Below are 16,446 nucleotides of genomic sequence, written 5' to 3'. Positions count from 1 at the left end.
TCCTCATTTGGCGTCTTTACTCACGGTATTGAGCAGGAATTTTCCGATCAGGTCTTCCAGCACCAGCGACGACTGCGTGTCATGGATAGTACCGCCATCCTTGAGCAGGCTTTCATCGCCGCCCACGCTGATACCCACATATTTCTCACCCAGCAAGCCGGCAGTCAGGATCGACGCAGTGGAGTCCACCGGAAGGTTATTGACCTTCTTCTGGAGTTCCATGGTCACCCGACCGGTGAAGGTATCGCGATCAAGATCGATCGCTGTCACCTTGCCAATCGTGACGCCGGCCATGCTTACCTTGGCTCTGACAGTCAAACCGGCAATATTGTCGAAATTTGCATAAAGTTTATACGTTTCGCTGGTGGCGCTGCCGCTTAGACCGCTGACACGCAGGGCCAGCAATAGCAAAGCCAGTATCCCGGCCAGCAGGAACAGGCCGACACCGGTTTCGATGGTGCGGTTTTGCATCAGAAATCTCCAAACATCAAGGCGGTCAAGATAAAGTCCAGGCCCAGTATGGCCAACGAGGCGTATACGACTGTTTTGGTAGTGGCGCGACTGATCCCTTCTGAAGTGGGCTCGCAATCGTAACCCTGGAACACGGCGATCCAGGTCACCACAAACGCAAAAATCATGCTTTTAATGACACCGTTGACCACGTCACCGGTGAAAGAAACGCTGTTCTGCATGTTCGACCAGAACGAACCTTCATAAACGCCGAGCCAGTCGATGGCGACCCAGGAGCCGCCCCAGATGCCGACCACGCTGAAAATCATGGCCAGGATCGGCAGGGAGATGAACCCGGCCCACAAGCGCGGTGCAATGATGTACTTGAGTGGATCGACACCAATCATTTCCAGGCTGGATAGCTGCTCGGTGGACTTCATGTTGCCGATCTCGGCGGTCAGCGCGGAACCCGCACGACCGGCGAACAGCAACGCAGCCACTACCGGCCCAAGCTCACGCAGCAGGGTCAATGCAACCATCTGGCCAACGGCCTGTTCCGAGCCGTAGCTGGAGAGGATGCTGAAACCCTGCAGCGCCAGAACCATGCCGATGAACATGCCGGATACGACGATGATCGCCAGGGACATGACACCGACCGAATGCAGCTGTTTGACCAGCAATTGAAAGCTGCCACCGATCCCGCCACGGCCGAACAGGGCATGGACAAGAAAAATCCCTGATCGTCCCAATACGGTGACGATATCGATGGCGGAGCGCCCAAGCAGGCGTATCCGCTCTAGTAATGACTTGCTGCGCATCAGCGCTTCCCCAAAAGATCTTCGCGATAATCCGGCGCCGGATAATGAAACGGCACGGGGCCGTCTGGATCGCCGGTCATGAATTGACGGATACGAGGGTTGTCCGAGCCCATCAGCTCTTGCGGAGTCCCCTGCCCCAGCACCTGGCCATCGCCCACCACATACAGATAATCGGCAATGCTGGCGGTCTCGGCCAGATCATGGGAAACGACCACGCTGGTGATCCCCAGCGCATCGTTGAGCAGCTTGATCAGCCGCACCAGGACGCCCATTGCAATCGGGTCCTGGCCCACGAAAGGCTCGTCGTACATGAGGATCTGTGGATCCAGCGCGATTGCCCGCGCGAGCGCTACACGTCGCTTCATGCCGCCGGAAAGCTCGTCCGGCATCAATTCGATGGCGCCGCGCAGCCCCACTGCCTGCAATTTGAGCAAAACAATGTCACGAATCATTTCTTCCGGCAGTTCAGTATGAACACGCAAGGGAAATGCCACGTTTTCGAACACGTCGAGATCGGTGAACAAGGCGCCGCTTTGAAACAGCACACCCATGTGCTTGCGTGCGTCAAACAGATCGCTACGCGACAGCTTGGGCAGGTTCTGGCCGTTGACCCATATTTCGCCGGCAGTCGGACGCAGCTGTGCGCCCATCAGGCGCAGCAGGGTTGTCTTGCCACTGCCCGAAGGCCCCATGATGCCGGTGACTTTGCCACGGGGAATACGAATATCGACATTTTCGAAGATGCTGCGCGTACCGCGCTTGAAGGAAACGCCCTTCAGCTCGATCGCGTAGGCGTTATCGGCACTCATCAAAGCTCCTTGCGCTACAGACTCACTCTCAGCTGCCTGATCCCTTGGCGGGAGGCATGCTGTCTAGGTGGGCCGAACAGGCCGCGAACTATACCACTGCACTATCACACTGCCCAAGCGAGAACCGGAGGAATCAATATCACGACAAATAATTTGCGCCGTTTCCTACAAAGTTGTAGGCAGTTGCGGATGTGTTCACGGGTCTGACAACAAAGTGTGACGATCAAGCGTGAGGGAATTGCGCATTACCGTTATAATCGCCGCCTTTTAGAAGGCGGAACGATTTTCCCCATGAGCCAGTCCAGCGACCTGATCCAGTCAGCACAACGCACCATTCGCCTCGAACTAGAAGCCGTAGAAGGCTTGCTCAGTCATATCGATGCGGATTTCGTCCGCGCTTGCGAGATGATTCTTGCGAGTGAAGGGCGCGTTGTCGTGGTCGGCATGGGCAAGTCCGGGCACATCGGCAAGAAAATCGCAGCCACGCTGGCCAGTACCGGCACCACCTCGTTCTTTGTGCATCCGGCTGAAGCCAGCCATGGCGACATGGGCATGATCACCGCCAATGACATCATCCTGGCGCTCTCCAACTCCGGCACCACAGCCGAAATCGTGACCTTGCTGCCGCTGATCAAGCGCCTTGGCATCAAGATGATCAGCCTGACGGGCAATCCGGCATCGACGCTGGCCAAGGCCGCTGATATCAACCTGAACGCCCGCGTTGAGCACGAAGCCTGCCCGCTGAACCTGGCCCCGACGTCGTCGACGACGGCGGCATTGGTGATGGGAGACGCGCTGGCCGTTGCCTTGCTGGAAGCACGCGGCTTCACTGCCGAGGATTTTGCCTTCTCTCATCCGGGCGGCGCCCTGGGCCGACGGCTGCTGCTCAAGGTCGAGCATGTCATGCACACCGACGACGAGCTGCCCAAGGTGCTGCGTGGCACGCTACTGCGTGATTCATTGATGGAAATGACCCGCAAGGGCCTGGGCATGACCGCGATTCTCGAAGCCGATGGACGACTGGCGGGGATATTCACCGATGGCGATTTGCGCCGCACGCTGGATCGCCCGATCGACATCCGCCTGACCACCATTGATGAAGTCATGACACTCCATGGCAAGACTGCGCGCCCCGAGATGCTGGCGGCCGAAGCCTTGAAAATCATGGAAGACCACAAGATTGGCGCGTTGATCGTCGTCGACGAAAACGACCACCCCGTCGGCGCATTCAACTTGCAGGATCTTCTGCGCGCGGGCGTCATGTAATGGGAGACGTGACCATGACCACTGATTTGCTGCAACGCGGCAAGAACATCAAGCTGGCGATTTTCGACGTCGATGGCGTGCTGACTGACGGCCGTCTTTACTTCCTGGAAGACGGCAGCGAATTCAAGACTTTCAATACGCTGGACGGCCAGGGCATCAAGATGCTCATCGCCTCCGGCGTCACCACTGCTATCATCAGCGGCCGCAAGACTCCGATTGTCGAGCGTCGAGCCAACAGCCTGGGCATCGCGCACCTGTATCAGGGTCGTGAAGACAAGCTGGTTGTTCTGGATGAATTGCTCGGCCAACTCAATCTGAGTTACGAACAGGTCGCTTATCTGGGGGATGATCTGCCAGACTTGCCAGTCATCCGTCGTGTCGGACTGGGCATGGCAGTTGCCAATGCCAACGGTTTCGTACAGCAACATGCCCATGGCGTTACCAAGGCACGTGGTGGCGAAGGCGCGGCCCGCGAGTTCTGCGAACTGATTCTCAGCGCCCAGGGCAACCTTGAAGCAGCCCACGCCGCCTACTTATAGAAGCTATTTATGTTCAGTAAAAAAATTCGCTCGTTTCTGATCTTCGGTGTGCTGGCAGTACTGCTCGCCGCTGCCGGTTATTGGAATATCAGCCCTGAAAGCTTCATGGATCAACCCGTGACTTCGGTGGACGAAAGCGCCATCGATTTCTACGCGATCAACGCCCACAGCGTTCAGTACCTGCCGGATGGCAAGCTGCAGTACGAGATGACGGCAGACAAGGTCGAGCACCTGAAGGCCACCGACGTCACGCTACTGACCACGCCGGACCTGCAAATGTACCGCGGCACGCTTTATCCGTGGCACATCCAGAGCAAGCAAGGTGAAGTTTCCCCTGGCGGCACTCAGGTCGAATTGATCGATTCGGTTCGCGTAGCACGAACCGATGATAAAAACCGTACGACCATTATCACCAGTAGTCGAATGACCGTATTCCCACAGAAGCAATATGCGCAGACCGAGCAAGCCGTTAGAATCGACGGCGCGGGCGGTGTGACCACGGCCAAGGGAATGAAAGCGTATTTGAACGACGGCAGGATGGACCTGCTGTCCAACGTAAGAGGACAGTATGAGGCTCGTTAAAACCCTTCCTTTCTTGCTCGGCCTGGGCGCAGCACTGGGAAGCGCGAGCGCCTGGTCCCTGCCAACCGACCGCGATCAACCGATCCATATTCAGTCTGACGATGCGCAGCTTGATGACAAAAAAGGCGTGGCCACCTACAAGGGCAACGTCATCATCACGCAAGGCTCGATGAAGATCACCGGCAACACCGTGACCATTACCCGTAACGCTCAGGGCGAAGTCGACGTGTTCACCTCCGTTGGCAACCTGGCTTATTACGAGCAGAAGCCCTCGGTGGACAAGCCAATCGTTCAGGCCTACGCCATCACCATTCAATACTATGCGGCGCAGGATCGCATCGTATTGATCGACAAGGCCAAGGTCATCAATGACGGCAACACGTCCGAAGGCGAGAAAATTGTCTACGACACCGTGAAGCAGATCGTCAGCGCTGGCCGTGCCAATGGCAACAAGGTCACCGCACCTCGTCCGCGTATCGACATGGTTATCCAGCCGAAAAAGAAACCCGACCAGCAGAAGGCCCAGTAAATGGCGACGCTGAAAGCCCAGCATTTGGCTAAAAGCTACAAGGGCCGTCAGGTCGTACGCGATGTGAGCCTGTCGATCGAGAGCGGCCAGATCGTTGGCTTGCTCGGGCCTAACGGCGCCGGCAAGACCACCTGCTTCTACATGATCGTCGGCTTGGTGCAGGCGGATCAGGGCCGCGTCCTGATCGATGACCTGGACGTCAGCCATCAGCCCATGCACGGCCGCGCGCGCGCAGGTATCGGTTACCTTCCCCAGGAAGCATCGATCTTTCGCAAGCTTTCGGTAGCCGACAACATCATGGCAATCCTTGAGACCCGCAAGGAGCTGGACGGCCCGGCGCGTCGCAAGGAACTGGAAAACCTGCTGCAGGAATTCCACATCAGCCATATCCGCGACAACCTGGGCATGAGCCTGTCCGGTGGTGAACGTCGCCGGGTGGAAATCGCCCGCGCCCTGGCCACTTCGCCAAAATTCATCCTGCTCGACGAACCCTTCGCCGGCGTGGACCCGATTTCGGTAGGTGATATCAAGCAGATCATTCATCACCTGAAAGCCAAGGGTATCGGCGTTCTGATTACCGATCACAACGTTCGCGAAACCCTGGATATCTGCGAAACCGCTTACATCGTCAACGATGGGCAACTGATCGCCGAAGGCGATTCGGAAACCATTCTGGCTAACCAGCTGGTGAAAGAGGTTTACCTCGGTCACGAGTTCCGCCTGTAATTGCTGCGGTGTCTCGCTTCCCCAAGCGAGCAATGCCCGAGTGTTTTCAATGATGCAGCATTAATTGCCATCACACTCTAGGCAAACACTTCGGTTTCAGGCATATAATTTGCTTATGTAGGCGCCCCGGCGCCCTGATAGTGGATGGCGCATGTGCGCCGGCGAATAAGGTGTTAGCCCCAGCCATGAAACCATCGCTAGTCCTGAGAATGGGCCAGCAGCTGACGATGACGCCGCAGCTGCAACAGGCCATCCGCTTACTCCAGCTTTCGACTCTGGATCTCCAACAGGAGATTCAAGAGGCGCTGGAATCCAATCCTATGCTGGAACGCCAGGAAGAAGGCGACGATTTCGACAACGCCGATCCACTGGCTGACAATATCGAGCAAAAGCCCAATCCCGATGTTCAGGAGCCGACTTATCAGGAATCCGCCCCGACGGTAGACAACCTGGAAGAAGGCGAATGGAATGAGCGCATTCCCAACGAACTGCCGGTCGACACCGCCTGGGAAGACGTCTATCAGACCAGCGCCAGCAGCCTGCCCAGCAATGAGGACGACGAATGGGATTTCACCACCCGCACATCCGTCGGTGAAAGCCTGCAGAGCCATTTGCTCTGGCAGCTGAATCTGGCGCCGATGTCCGACACTGACCGCTTGATTGCCGTGACGCTGATCGACTGCATCAACAATCAGGGTTATCTGGACGAAACACTCGAAGAAATTCTCGACGCCTTTGATCCCGAACTCGACATCGAGCTCGACGAGATTGAAGCCGTTCTGCACCGCATTCAGCAATTCGAGCCCGCCGGTATCGGCGCGCGCAATCTCAGCGAATGCCTGATGCTGCAATTGCGTCAGTTGCCCGCCAAGACCCGCTGGCTCGCCGAGGCCCAGCGTCTGGTCAGCGACTTCATCGACCTGCTGGGAAGCCGCGATTACGGCCAGCTGATGCGCCGCATGAAGCTCAAGGAAGACGAGCTGCGCCAGGTCATCGAACTGGTGCAGAGCCTCAACCCACGGCCGGGCTCGCAAATCGAATCCGCCGAAGCCGAATATGTCGTCCCCGACGTTATTGTGCGCAAGGATAACGAACGCTGGCTGGTCGAGCTCAATCAAGAGTCGGTGCCTCGCCTGCGCGTCAACCCGCAATACGCCGGGTTCGTACGCCGCGCCGATACCAGTGCCGACAACACCTTCATGCGTAATCAGTTGCAGGAAGCCCGCTGGTTCATCAAGAGCCTGCAGAGCCGCAACGAAACGCTCATGAAGGTCGCCACGCAGATCGTCGAGCATCAGCGCGGCTTCCTGGAATACGGCGACGAAGCGATGAAGCCGCTGGTCCTGCATGACATCGCAGAAGCGGTCGGCATGCATGAATCGACAATTTCCCGTGTGACCACGCAAAAATTCATGCATACGCCACGTGGTATCTACGAACTGAAATATTTCTTTTCGAGCCACGTAAGCACGTCCGAGGGCGGTGAGTGTTCGTCCACAGCGATTCGCGCGATCATCAAAAAACTGGTTGCCGCTGAAAATCAGAAAAAGCCGTTGAGTGACAGCAAGATCGCTGGTTTACTGGAGGCACAAGGCATTCAGGTAGCTCGTCGCACAGTGGCTAAATACCGCGAATCACTTGGGATCGCGCCATCGAGCGAGCGCAAGCGACTGATGTGACGATCGAGGCCGTGTAAAACGCAGCGAGCGAAGCCCGCACTCGTTTTTATGCAGCCCCGCCTGAAGCCACAGCGTTCCAGTGGCAGGTATTTCAGCCTGCCTCTTTATGCACTGGCAACGAAGGAGAAGCTGTATGCAAGTCAACATCAGTGGACACCAGCTTGAGGTTACCAAACCCCTACGCGAATACATCGAGCTAAAACTCAAGAAGCTCGAGGGGCATTTTGACAAGATTACCAATGTGCAGGTCACGATGGCGGTCGAGAAACTGAAACAGAAGATCGAAGCCACGCTGCATATCCACGGTGGGGAGGTCGTAGCAAACGCAGAACATGACGACATGTATGCGGCGATCGATTTGCTCACTGACAAGCTGGACCGACAATTGCTAAAGCATAAGGAAAAGCAGCAGAACATCCTTAAAGGTGCGACAGCTCGCTAACACCCCCAACCCATGATCCGACTCGAAAACATCCTGACTCCCGGCCGCTCACTCGTGAACGTGCCGGGCGGCAGTAAGAAACGCGTACTTGAACAGATTGCCAATCTGATCGGCCGAGAAGTGCCAGATCTGGATTCGCAAACCGTGTTCGAAAGCCTTGTTGCCCGCGAAAAGCTCGGTTCTACCGGCTTTGGCAATGGCATCGCCATCCCGCATTGTCGCCTGAAGGGTTGTCACTCTCCCATCAGTGCGTTGTTGCACCTGGACGCACCTGTTGATTTCGATGCCATTGATGGTGCGCCTGTGGACCTGCTGTTTGTCTTGCTGGTTCCGGAAGCGGCCACCGATGCACACCTGGAGCTATTGCGCCAAATCGCCAGCATGCTTGATCGCAAAGAAGTGCGTGACCGTCTGCGCAGCGCTGAAAGCAATGAAGCGCTTTATCAGGTGGTACTGGACGAGCAGAACGGGCATTAACCATGCGCATGATTATCGTCAGTGGCCGTTCAGGCTCCGGCAAGAGTACGGCCCTGGATGTATTGGAGGACAACGGCTTCTACTGCGTTGACAACCTCCCAGCCGGGCTGCTGCCTGAGCTTGCTGAACGCGCGCTGATCAATACGGAACTGGCCGAGCCGCTGCTCGCTGTCTCCATCGACGCGCGCAATCTGCCAAGCCACCTGACCCGCTTCCCGCAAATGCTTGAAGAAGTACGCTCGCGCAACATTCAGTGCGATGTGCTTTATCTGGATGCTGACGAAGCAACCCTGTTCAAGCGTTTCTCTGAAACCCGTCGCCGCCATCCGCTGAGCACCGCAAATCGCTCGCTCGCCGAGGCGATTCGGGACGAAACCACGTTATTGGGCCCGATCATCGATCTCGCCGACCTGAAGATCAACACCACGCACCTTAATCTCTATCAGTTGCGTGACACGCTGAAACTGCGCCTACTGAACAAGCCGGAACCGGGCACTGCGTTCCTGATCGAGTCGTTTGGCTTCAAGCGCGGTATGCCGGTGGATGCCGATCTGGTTTTCGATGTCCGCTGCCTGCCCAATCCTTACTGGAAGCCGGAACTGCGCGAACAATCAGGCCTCGACCAGCCGGTTATCGACTACCTTGCTGCGCAGCCCGACGTCGAGGAAATGTTCCAGGACATTTTCACCTACCTCAACAAATGGCTACCCCGCTTCGCTGCCAGCAATCGCTCCTATGTCACCATCGCCATTGGCTGCACCGGCGGGCACCACCGCTCTGTTTACCTGACCGAGCGCCTCGGCCAGGTCCTGCATCAATCCCTCAAGAACGTTCAGGTCCGTCACCGCGACCTAAGCTGAAAGGACTTTCACTGCGATGCCCGCTCGTCAAATAACAATCATCAACAAGCTCGGCCTCCACGCCCGCGCAGCCGCCAAATTCGTCGGCGTGGCCGGAAGATTCCCTTGCCAGATCAGAGTAGGCCGCTCGCCTGAAAGCATGGTCGATGGCAAAAGCATCATGGCCGTCATGATGCTGGCCGCCGGCAAAGGCATGGAAATCTACCTGTCGACCGAAGGCGAACAGGAAGACGCTGCGCTGGATGGCCTGGTCGAGCTGATTGACAACAAGTTTGATGAGGGTGAGTGATTAGCGCCTTGTCGCACTCAGCTCAGCTCAGCTCAGCTCGCAAAATTTTCGATCTTTATCTGCCCGTCCGGGAAGGTAGCAACGATCTGGATTTCCTAACGCTCAATGCCGTGACTTCACTCAGCTTGTGTAGCGGAATCTGCTGCAAATGATGCTCGTAAAGCTTGTCAGCAAGCTCCAGTCCTTGACGCGACATACGCATCTGCAGCTCGGAAAATTTCTTCGCCATTGTTCAGTACATCCTTTTTTTCCTGCGCGGTGCAAGGTGATTGGATGACGAACTATGAAACTCACCGAACATAAAAACCAACAGAATAAATCTGTTAATCCTGAAGGAAAATTCTGGATTTGTTGCCTCTTTTTTCGTGCCAAAAAAAAATCCGAAACCTTGTTCAGGTTTCGGATTCCAGAGGCAGCATTCGTCAGACTTGAGTTGAATCAGCCCTTCTTCACAAACTCCGACTTTAGCTTCATCGCGCCGATGCCGTCGATTTTGCAGTCGATGTCGTGATCGCCGTCGACCAGGCGGATGTTCTTGACCTTGGTGCCGACCTTGACCACCAGCGAGGAGCCTTTGACTTTCAGGTCTTTGATCACAGTAACGGTATCGCCGTCTTGCAACGTGTTACCCACTGAATCCTTGATGACCTTAACGTCGTCGGCGGCTTCGGCAGTTCCTTCGGCGGACCATTCGTGTGCGCATTCCGGGCAGATCAGCATGGCGCCGTCTTCGTAGGTGTATTCGGAATTGCATTTCGGGCAGGCAGGTAAGCTCACGGTCATTCTCGCGTCGAAGGATAAAAACCATGGATTATAAGGGGTTTTTCCCAATGCCGGGGGACGAATCCCCGCAAGCATTCATCGACGGCGTGTTCAGACCAACGCGGTATCCATCACCATCATCAGGCAAAAGCCGGAAATCAGCCCAAGGCTGGCGATCTTGTCGTGCCCGTTGCGGCGGGATTCCGGGATGATTTCCTGCGTCACTACCAGCAGCATCGCACCCGCCGCAAAGGCCAGGCCCAGCGGAAGCAACAACTCGGCGATGGCTACCAACCAGGCACACAGCAAGGCGAACACTGGTTCTACCAGACCGGATGCGGCACCGATGAGGAACGCCTTGAAGCGCGACATCCCGGCGCCTGCCAGTACCAAGGCGATAACCAGCCCTTCTGGCACGTCCTGAATGGCGATACCCATGGCCAGGCTGTCGGCATCGGGCAGACCGCCACCCGCTGAGACACCAATGGCCATGCCTTCAGGAATGTTGTGGGCGATGATCGCGATGACGAATAGCCAGATGCGTGGCGCAATGGCCGGCAGCTCCGAGCCACTGAACGGCGAGCCTTTCGACACGCTGTGATCGACTACGAACAGGCCAATAGCCCCGAGAAAAATCCCCAGGCTGACCATCCCGCCCGCACCCCAAGGGGAATATCCAAGGCTTTCGGCGGCGCTCAGGCCCGGCACGATCAGCGAAAACGCTGTCGCGGCGAGCATCACTCCGGCACCGAAACCCAACAGACCGTCGGAAACCGCCACTGGCATGTTACGAATAACCAGCACCGGCACTGCGCCCAACGCAGTGCCCAAGGCGCATATTGCGCCGCCTTCAAGGGCTCGCATCAAACGTGGCTCAAGGTTCAGCCAGCTCAGGCCTTGCGAGACCAACAGCGCCGTGCCGGCCAGCAGCAGAATCGAACCCAATGCCAGGCGAAACAAGCGCCCGCTGCTGATCGTGACTATTTCCGTGCGCATAAACTGCCTTGGATCGGTGGTGGATAATCAGGCCACAGCAGCCTGGTAACGACGGGAGACTTCTGCCCAGTTGATGACGTTATAAAACGCGTTGATGTATTCCGGACGACGGTTCTGATAGCGCAGGTAGTAAGCGTGCTCCCACACATCCAGGCCCAGGATTGGCGTATTGCCGTTCATTAGCGGGCTGTCCTGATTGCCGCTGCTCTCGACCACCAGCCTGTTTTCAGGGGTAACACTCAGCCAGGCCCAGCCGCTGCCGAAGCGGGTCAACGCGGCTTTGGTAAACGCATCCTTGAACTGCTCGAAACCGCCCAGTTGCTCATCAATGGCCTTGGCGACTTCGCCTTCAGGCAAACCACCGCCTTTTGGCGTCATGACCGCCCAAAACAGCGAATGGTTGGCGTGTCCGCCGCCCTGATTGATCACTGCCGGACGCAGCTTTTCCGGCAACTGCTGCACCGCTGCCACCAGCTTGTCGATCGGCCATTCAGCCCATTCGGTGCCTTCAACGGCAGCGTTGAGGTTGTTGATGTAGGTCTGGTGATGCTTGGTGTAGTGGATTTCCATGGTCTGCGCATCGATGTGCGGCTCCAGGGCGTCGTAGGCGTAAGGCAAGGCAGGCAAGGTAAACGGCATATCAATGTACTCCGTGGGAATGGCCGAAAGTGGTGGCGGCGTTGCGCTGCAATGACACCCGCGCGTGCTCGCCGCCGCTGCTCAGCAGCCGATGGGTCCGAGGGTATTCGCCGTGTTCACTGATGAAATTCAGCAGTTCGGCGTAGGTTTTGCTGCTGTGGCGCAGCGCCGCTTTGCGCAGCGCTGGCGTGAAATGCGCGTCCTGCATGACGTGCAGCAACCGCTGGTGGATCGCACAGAGGTATTCCGCGCTCTCCTCCGGCTGCTTCAGGCTCAGATGCAGGTCGGCCAGGTTGTGATGGGAAATGACGCACGCCGCCACGGCTTCGTCAGGGTTCGGCCAGCGGTCGAACAACACTTGAGCCAGCGCCAGCGCCTGTAGATACAACTCACGGGCGTCAACCAGTTCACCGAGATTGAAACAGCGATTGGCATGTTCGATAGTGCGTTTCCAGTGCTCCATGGCGCGACTCCTCAAGCAGTGGCTGGCAAGCGTCAGATCCCGCCAGCGGTCAGTTTTTCCGGATCGAGCAGCGTTTCTATCTGGCTACGCTGCAAGTCGGTGTGTTCAAGGGCGACATCAATGATCGGCCGCCCTTGCTTGTAGGCGGTCTTGGCGATCTCGGCGGCCTTTTGGTAGCCGATGATCGGATTCAAGGCAGTCACCAGGATCGGATTGCGCGACAGCGCTTCCTTGAGCTTGGCTTCGTTGACCTTGAAGGTGGCGATGGCTTTGTCGGCCAGCAGACGACTGGAGTTGGCCAGCAACTCAATGCTGCTCAGCAGGTTCTGGGCGATGATCGGCAACATCACGTTCAGTTCGAAATTGCCCGACTGGCCAGCAACAGTGATGGCTGCGTCGTTGCCGATGACTTGTGCGGCAACCATGGCGGTGGCTTCCGGGATCACCGGATTGACCTTGCCAGGCATAATCGACGAACCCGGCTGCAAGGCCTCCAGCTCGATTTCACCCAAACCTGCCAGAGGCCCGGAATTCATCCAGCGCAGGTCATTGGCAATTTTCATCAGCGACACCGCCGTGCCTTTGAGCTGGCCGGATACCGCGACGGCGGTGTCTTGCGAGCCGATCAGCGCGAACAAATCCTTGCCCGGCACAAACTCAACATTGCTCAGACGGCTCAAGTGCGTGCTGAAGCGCTTGGCGAACTCAGGGTGCGCGTTGATCCCGGTGCCCACCGCCGTGCCGCCCTGCGCGAGGGCTTGCAGGCTTGGTAGCAAACCTTGCAGGTGTTCGATGTTGGCGCGGATTTGCTGCGCCCAGCCGTTCAACACCTGACTCATGCGCACCGGCATGGCGTCCATCAGGTGCGTGCGGCCGGTCTTGATGAATGGATGAACCTCGACCGCCTTGCGCTCGATCACTTCGACCAGATGGCTCAGCGCTGGCAGCAGTTGCTCGTGCAGCGCCAGCGCGGCGCTGACATGAATCGTGGTGGGGATGATGTCGTTGCTGCTTTGCCCGCAGTTCACGTGATCGTTCGGATTCACCGCTTCACCCAGAACACGGCTCGCCAGGGTCGCGATGACTTCATTGGCATTCATGTTGGTGCTGGTGCCGGACCCGGTCTGGAACACATCCACCGGGAAGTGCGCCATGTAATCCGACGCCAGCAGATCCTGGCAGGCGGTGACGATGGCCGAGCTCTGCGCTTCGGAAATCTGCTCCAGCTCAAGGTTGGCGTGGGCTGCGGCGGCTTTGGCGAGCAGCAATGCCCGGACGAACTGAGCGGGCATGCGCAGATTGCTGATAGGAAAGTTATTCACCGCACGCTGAGTCTGCGCGCCATACAGAGCCTCGGCCGGCACCTGCAACTCGCCCATGCTGTCGCGTTCGATACGGGTATTACTCATCGGAATATCCTTGCACCAGTTCAGTAAGAGAAATCGAGGGTTGCAGTACGCAGGTCGCCAGTTGCTGGGCCAGCGCGTGGAAGCGTTGCTGCTCTGCGCAAGACTTGGCGAGCGCCTGCAGGTCGCGCAACGGACGCCAGGCCTGATCGACGCACAAGCAGCGCCAACGCCAGGGCAGAACCGTGTCGCGGGCGGTATCCAATAAGGTGCGCAAGGAGGTTTCAGCGATCATTGCGCGAGGCGTGGCCGTGAAACGCGCCAGATAGCGGCCTTCGGCCAAGTAATGGTCGATCAATCGCGGCTCGTCAGGATCGAGGGCGCAACGAACCCTGAGGCTCAAGGCGCGCCAGTTTTCCAGGTGCGGCGGCAACGTGTGCAAGGCAGGACGCATGAAACTCGTCTCATTTACGTAATGATATTCATTATTAAATGATATTGAGAATCAAAACAACCCTAAGGGGAAGTGGATATAGATCTGTTGGAGCGAGGCTTGCCCGCGAATCAGGCGCCTTGGTAGGCCAGACCTATCGCGTTATCGTTCTTCGCGGGCAAGTCGGAACGCCGCCCGCTCGCTCCAACGAATAGCATTTCAATTCAGAGGGTTAGGTGTTGTTTGATGAGAGCCAACTTGTTGGCGAGACGAATATTGCCTCGCGAACAAGTTCGCTCCTGCAGCCGTTCAAGAGAGGTGGATCAGCTACCCGCAACCGTCATTTTTTCGATCAATACTGAACCGGTGCGGATGTTGCTGCGCAGCTCCAGGTCGTTACCGACCGCGACGATCTGTTTGAACATGTCGCGCATGTTGCCCGCAATCGTGACTTCCTGGACCGGGAACTGGATTTCGCCGTTCTCGACCCAGAAACCCGCTGCGCCACGGGAATAGTCGCCGGTGACCATGTTCAAGCCGCTGCCCATCAGCTCAGTGACCAACAGGCCGCGCCCCATGCGACGCACCAGCGCTGCCTGATCTTCGCTGCCGTGGGTGACGAACAGGTTATGCACGCCGCCAGCGTTGGCGGTGCTTGGCAGGTTCAGCTTACGGCCCGAATAGGTGCTGAGGATGTAGGAAACCAGCTCGCCGCCCTCGACGAAAGGTTTGGCGTAAGTCGCCAGACCGTCACCGTCAAAGGCTGAACTGCCCATGGCGCGCATCAAGTGCGGACGCTCGTCGATGGTCATCCATTCCGGGAACAGCCGCTGGCCCATGGCGCCTTCGAGGAAAGACGACTTGCGGTACAGGTTGCCACCGGAAATTGCCGCAAGAAAACTGCCGAACAGACCACCGGCCAACTCTGCGGAAAACAGCACCGGTACTTCACAGGTCGGCACCGGCCGTGCGCCGAGACGGCTTGCTGCGCGCTCTGCGGCCTTGCGACCGATGCTTTGCGCGTCGGCGAGCAATTCGCCCTGACGGCTGACGTCGTACCAGTAATCGCGCTGCATCTGACCTTCGCCTTCAGCAATCATTACGCAGCTCAGGCTGTGCCGGGTCGACGCATAACCACCGATAAAACCATGGCTGTTGCCATAGACACGGCAACCCTGATGCGTGCTGAGCGTGGTGCCGTCGGCATTTTTGATCCGGCTGTCGGCATCGAACGCGGCGGCTTCACACAGCAAGGCTTTCTCAATGGCCTGCTCCGGGGTGATGTCCCAAGCGTGATACAGATCGAAATCCATCTGCTCCTTGGCCATCAGCGCGGCATCGGCCAGGCCCGAGCTTTCGTCTTCGGAGGTGTGCTTGGCAATCGCCAGCGCCGCCGCGACGGTTTCGCGAATGGCGTCCGCGCCGCTGGCCGAGGTGCTGGCCGAGCCTTTGCGCTGGCCGACGTACAAGGTAATGCCGAAACCCTGGTCGCGATTGAACTCGACCGTTTCCACTTCCCGCTGGCGAACCGAGGTCGACAGGCCCTGCTCCAGCGATACCGCAACTTCGCAGGCGCTGGCGCCCTGACGCTTGGCTTCGGCGATGATTTGTTCCACTTGTTCCTGCAGTGCGGGCAAGGCCTGTGGGCCAACGCTTTGTGATGCACTCATGACTTTCTCCATCAAATTCTGCTTTCGGCACAGGCCGAGTACCGACCGGGCCGGACAAGCGGCCCCCGACTGGTTATCATGGCGGCGTTTATTTGCGGACTGCCCCCATGGTTGATTCTTACGACGACTCCCTCGACGGGGAGAAAAGCAAAACTCAGGTCAAACGCGAGCTGCATGCTCTGGTTGATCTTGGCGAACGCCTGACGACGCTCAAGCCTGACTTGCTGGCCAAGCTGCCGTTGACCGACGCCTTGCGCAAGGCCCTGGCCGATGCGCCCAAGCACACGGCCAACATTGCGCGAAAACGGCACATCATGTTCATCGGCAAGCTGATGCGCGATCAGGATCAGGACGCCATTCTGGTGTTGCTTGATCAACTCGATGCCTCCACTCGCCAATACAACGAACGTTTTCATGGTCTGGAACGCTGGCGTGATCGCTTGATCGCGGGCGATGACGCCGTTCTGGAGAAGTTCGTCGGCGAATACCCGGAAGCGGATCGCCAACAACTGCGTTCCTTGATTCGCCAGGCTCAACACGAGCTTGCGCAAAACAAGCCGCCGGCCTCCAGCCGTAAAATCTTCAAATACATTCGTGAACTGGATGAGAAGCTGCGCGGCTTGCGCTAGCTTCAAGTCGCGGGGCGGACTGTTTGACGGTCCGCCCCGGCT

At 57.6% G+C, this 16,446-nt stretch carries 21 protein-coding genes; 11 read left to right on the top strand and 10 right to left on the bottom strand.

What is annotated here, in order from left to right; genetic code table 11:
• Positions 1-3: 3 nt before the first annotated feature.
• From mlaD to AFK24_RS08860, 3 genes are read right to left on the bottom strand one after another with little or no spacing between them, the layout of a single operon-like run.
• The gene (gene mlaD, locus AFK24_RS08870) at positions 4-471 is read right to left on the bottom strand and encodes an outer membrane lipid asymmetry maintenance protein MlaD (RefSeq protein ID WP_065832895.1); all 468 of its coding nucleotides are present in this window, start codon (positions 469-471) and stop codon (positions 4-6) included.
• The gene (gene mlaE / locus AFK24_RS08865) at positions 471-1,268 is read right to left on the bottom strand and encodes a lipid asymmetry maintenance ABC transporter permease subunit MlaE (protein ID WP_065832894.1); all 798 of its coding nucleotides are present in this window, start codon (positions 1,266-1,268) and stop codon (positions 471-473) included. Before mlaE ends, mlaD begins: the two co-directional genes overlap by 1 nt.
• The gene (locus tag AFK24_RS08860; protein ID WP_047572000.1) at positions 1,268-2,077 is read right to left on the bottom strand and encodes an ATP-binding cassette domain-containing protein; all 810 of its coding nucleotides are present in this window, start codon (positions 2,075-2,077) and stop codon (positions 1,268-1,270) included. The genes mlaE and AFK24_RS08860 overlap by 1 nt, the downstream gene beginning before the upstream one ends.
• 291 nt (positions 2,078-2,368) lie before the next feature.
• Here AFK24_RS08860 and AFK24_RS08855 point away from each other — a divergent pair, with 291 nt between their 5' ends.
• The 10 genes from AFK24_RS08855 to AFK24_RS08810 all read left to right on the top strand — a co-directional run bounded on the left by AFK24_RS08855 (position 2,369) and on the right by AFK24_RS08810 (position 9,466).
• Positions 2,369-3,343 carry a KpsF/GutQ family sugar-phosphate isomerase gene (locus AFK24_RS08855; RefSeq protein WP_065832893.1) on the top strand — a complete coding sequence of 325 codons (975 nt, stop codon included), beginning with the start codon at positions 2,369-2,371 and terminating at the stop codon, positions 3,341-3,343.
• Between the two features lie 14 nt (positions 3,344-3,357).
• Positions 3,358-3,882, top strand: a complete 525-nt coding sequence (gene kdsC / locus AFK24_RS08850; RefSeq protein WP_065832937.1) for a 3-deoxy-manno-octulosonate-8-phosphatase KdsC — start codon at positions 3,358-3,360, stop codon at positions 3,880-3,882.
• Between the two features lie 9 nt (positions 3,883-3,891).
• Complete coding sequence (gene lptC, locus AFK24_RS08845) at positions 3,892-4,464, top strand: LPS export ABC transporter periplasmic protein LptC (RefSeq protein WP_065832892.1); 573 nt, start codon at positions 3,892-3,894, stop codon at positions 4,462-4,464.
• Positions 4,451-4,993, top strand: a complete 543-nt coding sequence (lptA, locus tag AFK24_RS08840) for a lipopolysaccharide transport periplasmic protein LptA (protein WP_065832891.1) — start codon at positions 4,451-4,453, stop codon at positions 4,991-4,993. Before lptC ends, lptA begins: the two co-directional genes overlap by 14 nt.
• Entirely contained in the window at positions 4,994-5,719 is a 726-nt protein-coding gene (gene lptB / locus AFK24_RS08835) for an LPS export ABC transporter ATP-binding protein (protein ID WP_065832890.1), read from the top strand.
• 185 nt (positions 5,720-5,904) lie between these two features.
• Positions 5,905-7,398, top strand: a complete 1,494-nt coding sequence (locus tag AFK24_RS08830) for an RNA polymerase factor sigma-54 (RefSeq protein ID WP_065832889.1) — start codon at positions 5,905-5,907, stop codon at positions 7,396-7,398.
• A gap of 133 nt (positions 7,399-7,531) precedes the next feature.
• Complete coding sequence (gene hpf / locus AFK24_RS08825; protein WP_065832888.1) at positions 7,532-7,840, top strand: ribosome hibernation-promoting factor, HPF/YfiA family; 309 nt, start codon at positions 7,532-7,534, stop codon at positions 7,838-7,840.
• Between the two features lie 12 nt (positions 7,841-7,852).
• The gene (ptsN, locus tag AFK24_RS08820) at positions 7,853-8,317 is read left to right on the top strand and encodes a PTS IIA-like nitrogen regulatory protein PtsN (protein WP_065832887.1); all 465 of its coding nucleotides are present in this window, start codon (positions 7,853-7,855) and stop codon (positions 8,315-8,317) included.
• A 2-nt stretch (positions 8,318-8,319) separates the two neighbouring features.
• Complete coding sequence (gene rapZ / locus AFK24_RS08815) at positions 8,320-9,177, top strand: RNase adapter RapZ (RefSeq protein ID WP_065832886.1); 858 nt, start codon at positions 8,320-8,322, stop codon at positions 9,175-9,177.
• Positions 9,178-9,193: 16 nt separating this feature from the next.
• Positions 9,194-9,466 carry an HPr family phosphocarrier protein gene (locus tag AFK24_RS08810; RefSeq protein ID WP_065832885.1) on the top strand — a complete coding sequence of 91 codons (273 nt, stop codon included), beginning with the start codon at positions 9,194-9,196 and terminating at the stop codon, positions 9,464-9,466.
• Positions 9,467-9,904: 438 nt separating this feature from the next.
• Here the strand turns inward: AFK24_RS08810 and AFK24_RS08805 are convergent, their stop codons facing one another.
• From AFK24_RS08805 to pmbA, 7 genes are all read right to left on the bottom strand, one after another.
• Positions 9,905-10,249 carry a zinc ribbon domain-containing protein YjdM gene (locus tag AFK24_RS08805; protein ID WP_044901604.1) on the bottom strand — a complete coding sequence of 115 codons (345 nt, stop codon included), beginning with the start codon at positions 10,247-10,249 and terminating at the stop codon, positions 9,905-9,907.
• A 90-nt stretch (positions 10,250-10,339) separates the two neighbouring features.
• Complete coding sequence (locus AFK24_RS08800; protein ID WP_065832884.1) at positions 10,340-11,224, bottom strand: ZIP family metal transporter; 885 nt, start codon at positions 11,222-11,224, stop codon at positions 10,340-10,342.
• 27 nt (positions 11,225-11,251) lie between these two features.
• Complete coding sequence (locus AFK24_RS08795) at positions 11,252-11,863, bottom strand: superoxide dismutase (RefSeq protein WP_065832883.1); 612 nt, start codon at positions 11,861-11,863, stop codon at positions 11,252-11,254.
• Between the two features lies 1 nt (position 11,864).
• Positions 11,865-12,326: a hypothetical protein gene (locus AFK24_RS08790; protein WP_065832882.1), complete on the bottom strand. Its 462-nt coding sequence runs from the start codon at positions 12,324-12,326 to the stop codon at positions 11,865-11,867.
• 32 nt (positions 12,327-12,358) lie between these two features.
• Positions 12,359-13,735 (bottom strand): class II fumarate hydratase, encoded by a 1,377-nt coding sequence (locus AFK24_RS08785; protein WP_065832881.1) that lies wholly within the window; start codon positions 13,733-13,735, stop codon positions 12,359-12,361.
• The gene (locus AFK24_RS08780; protein ID WP_065832880.1) at positions 13,728-14,126 is read right to left on the bottom strand and encodes a FagA protein; all 399 of its coding nucleotides are present in this window, start codon (positions 14,124-14,126) and stop codon (positions 13,728-13,730) included. Before AFK24_RS08780 ends, AFK24_RS08785 begins: the two co-directional genes overlap by 8 nt.
• Before the next feature lie 302 nt (positions 14,127-14,428).
• Positions 14,429-15,775 carry a metalloprotease PmbA gene (gene pmbA, locus AFK24_RS08775; protein WP_065832879.1) on the bottom strand — a complete coding sequence of 449 codons (1,347 nt, stop codon included), beginning with the start codon at positions 15,773-15,775 and terminating at the stop codon, positions 14,429-14,431.
• A 107-nt stretch (positions 15,776-15,882) separates the two neighbouring features.
• Here pmbA and yjgA point away from each other — a divergent pair, with 107 nt between their 5' ends.
• Positions 15,883-16,404, top strand: coding sequence for a ribosome biogenesis factor YjgA (yjgA, locus tag AFK24_RS08770; RefSeq protein ID WP_065832878.1), 522 nt, complete (start codon positions 15,883-15,885; stop codon positions 16,402-16,404).
• Positions 16,405-16,446 lie beyond the last annotated feature (42 nt).

Source organism: Pseudomonas syringae, from assembly GCF_001698815.1.
Taxonomy (GTDB): Bacteria; Pseudomonadota; Gammaproteobacteria; order Pseudomonadales; family Pseudomonadaceae; genus Aquipseudomonas; species Aquipseudomonas syringae_A.
The sequence above is the reverse complement of the archived record's forward strand: the minus strand, read 5'-3'. Positions and strand labels throughout refer to the sequence as shown.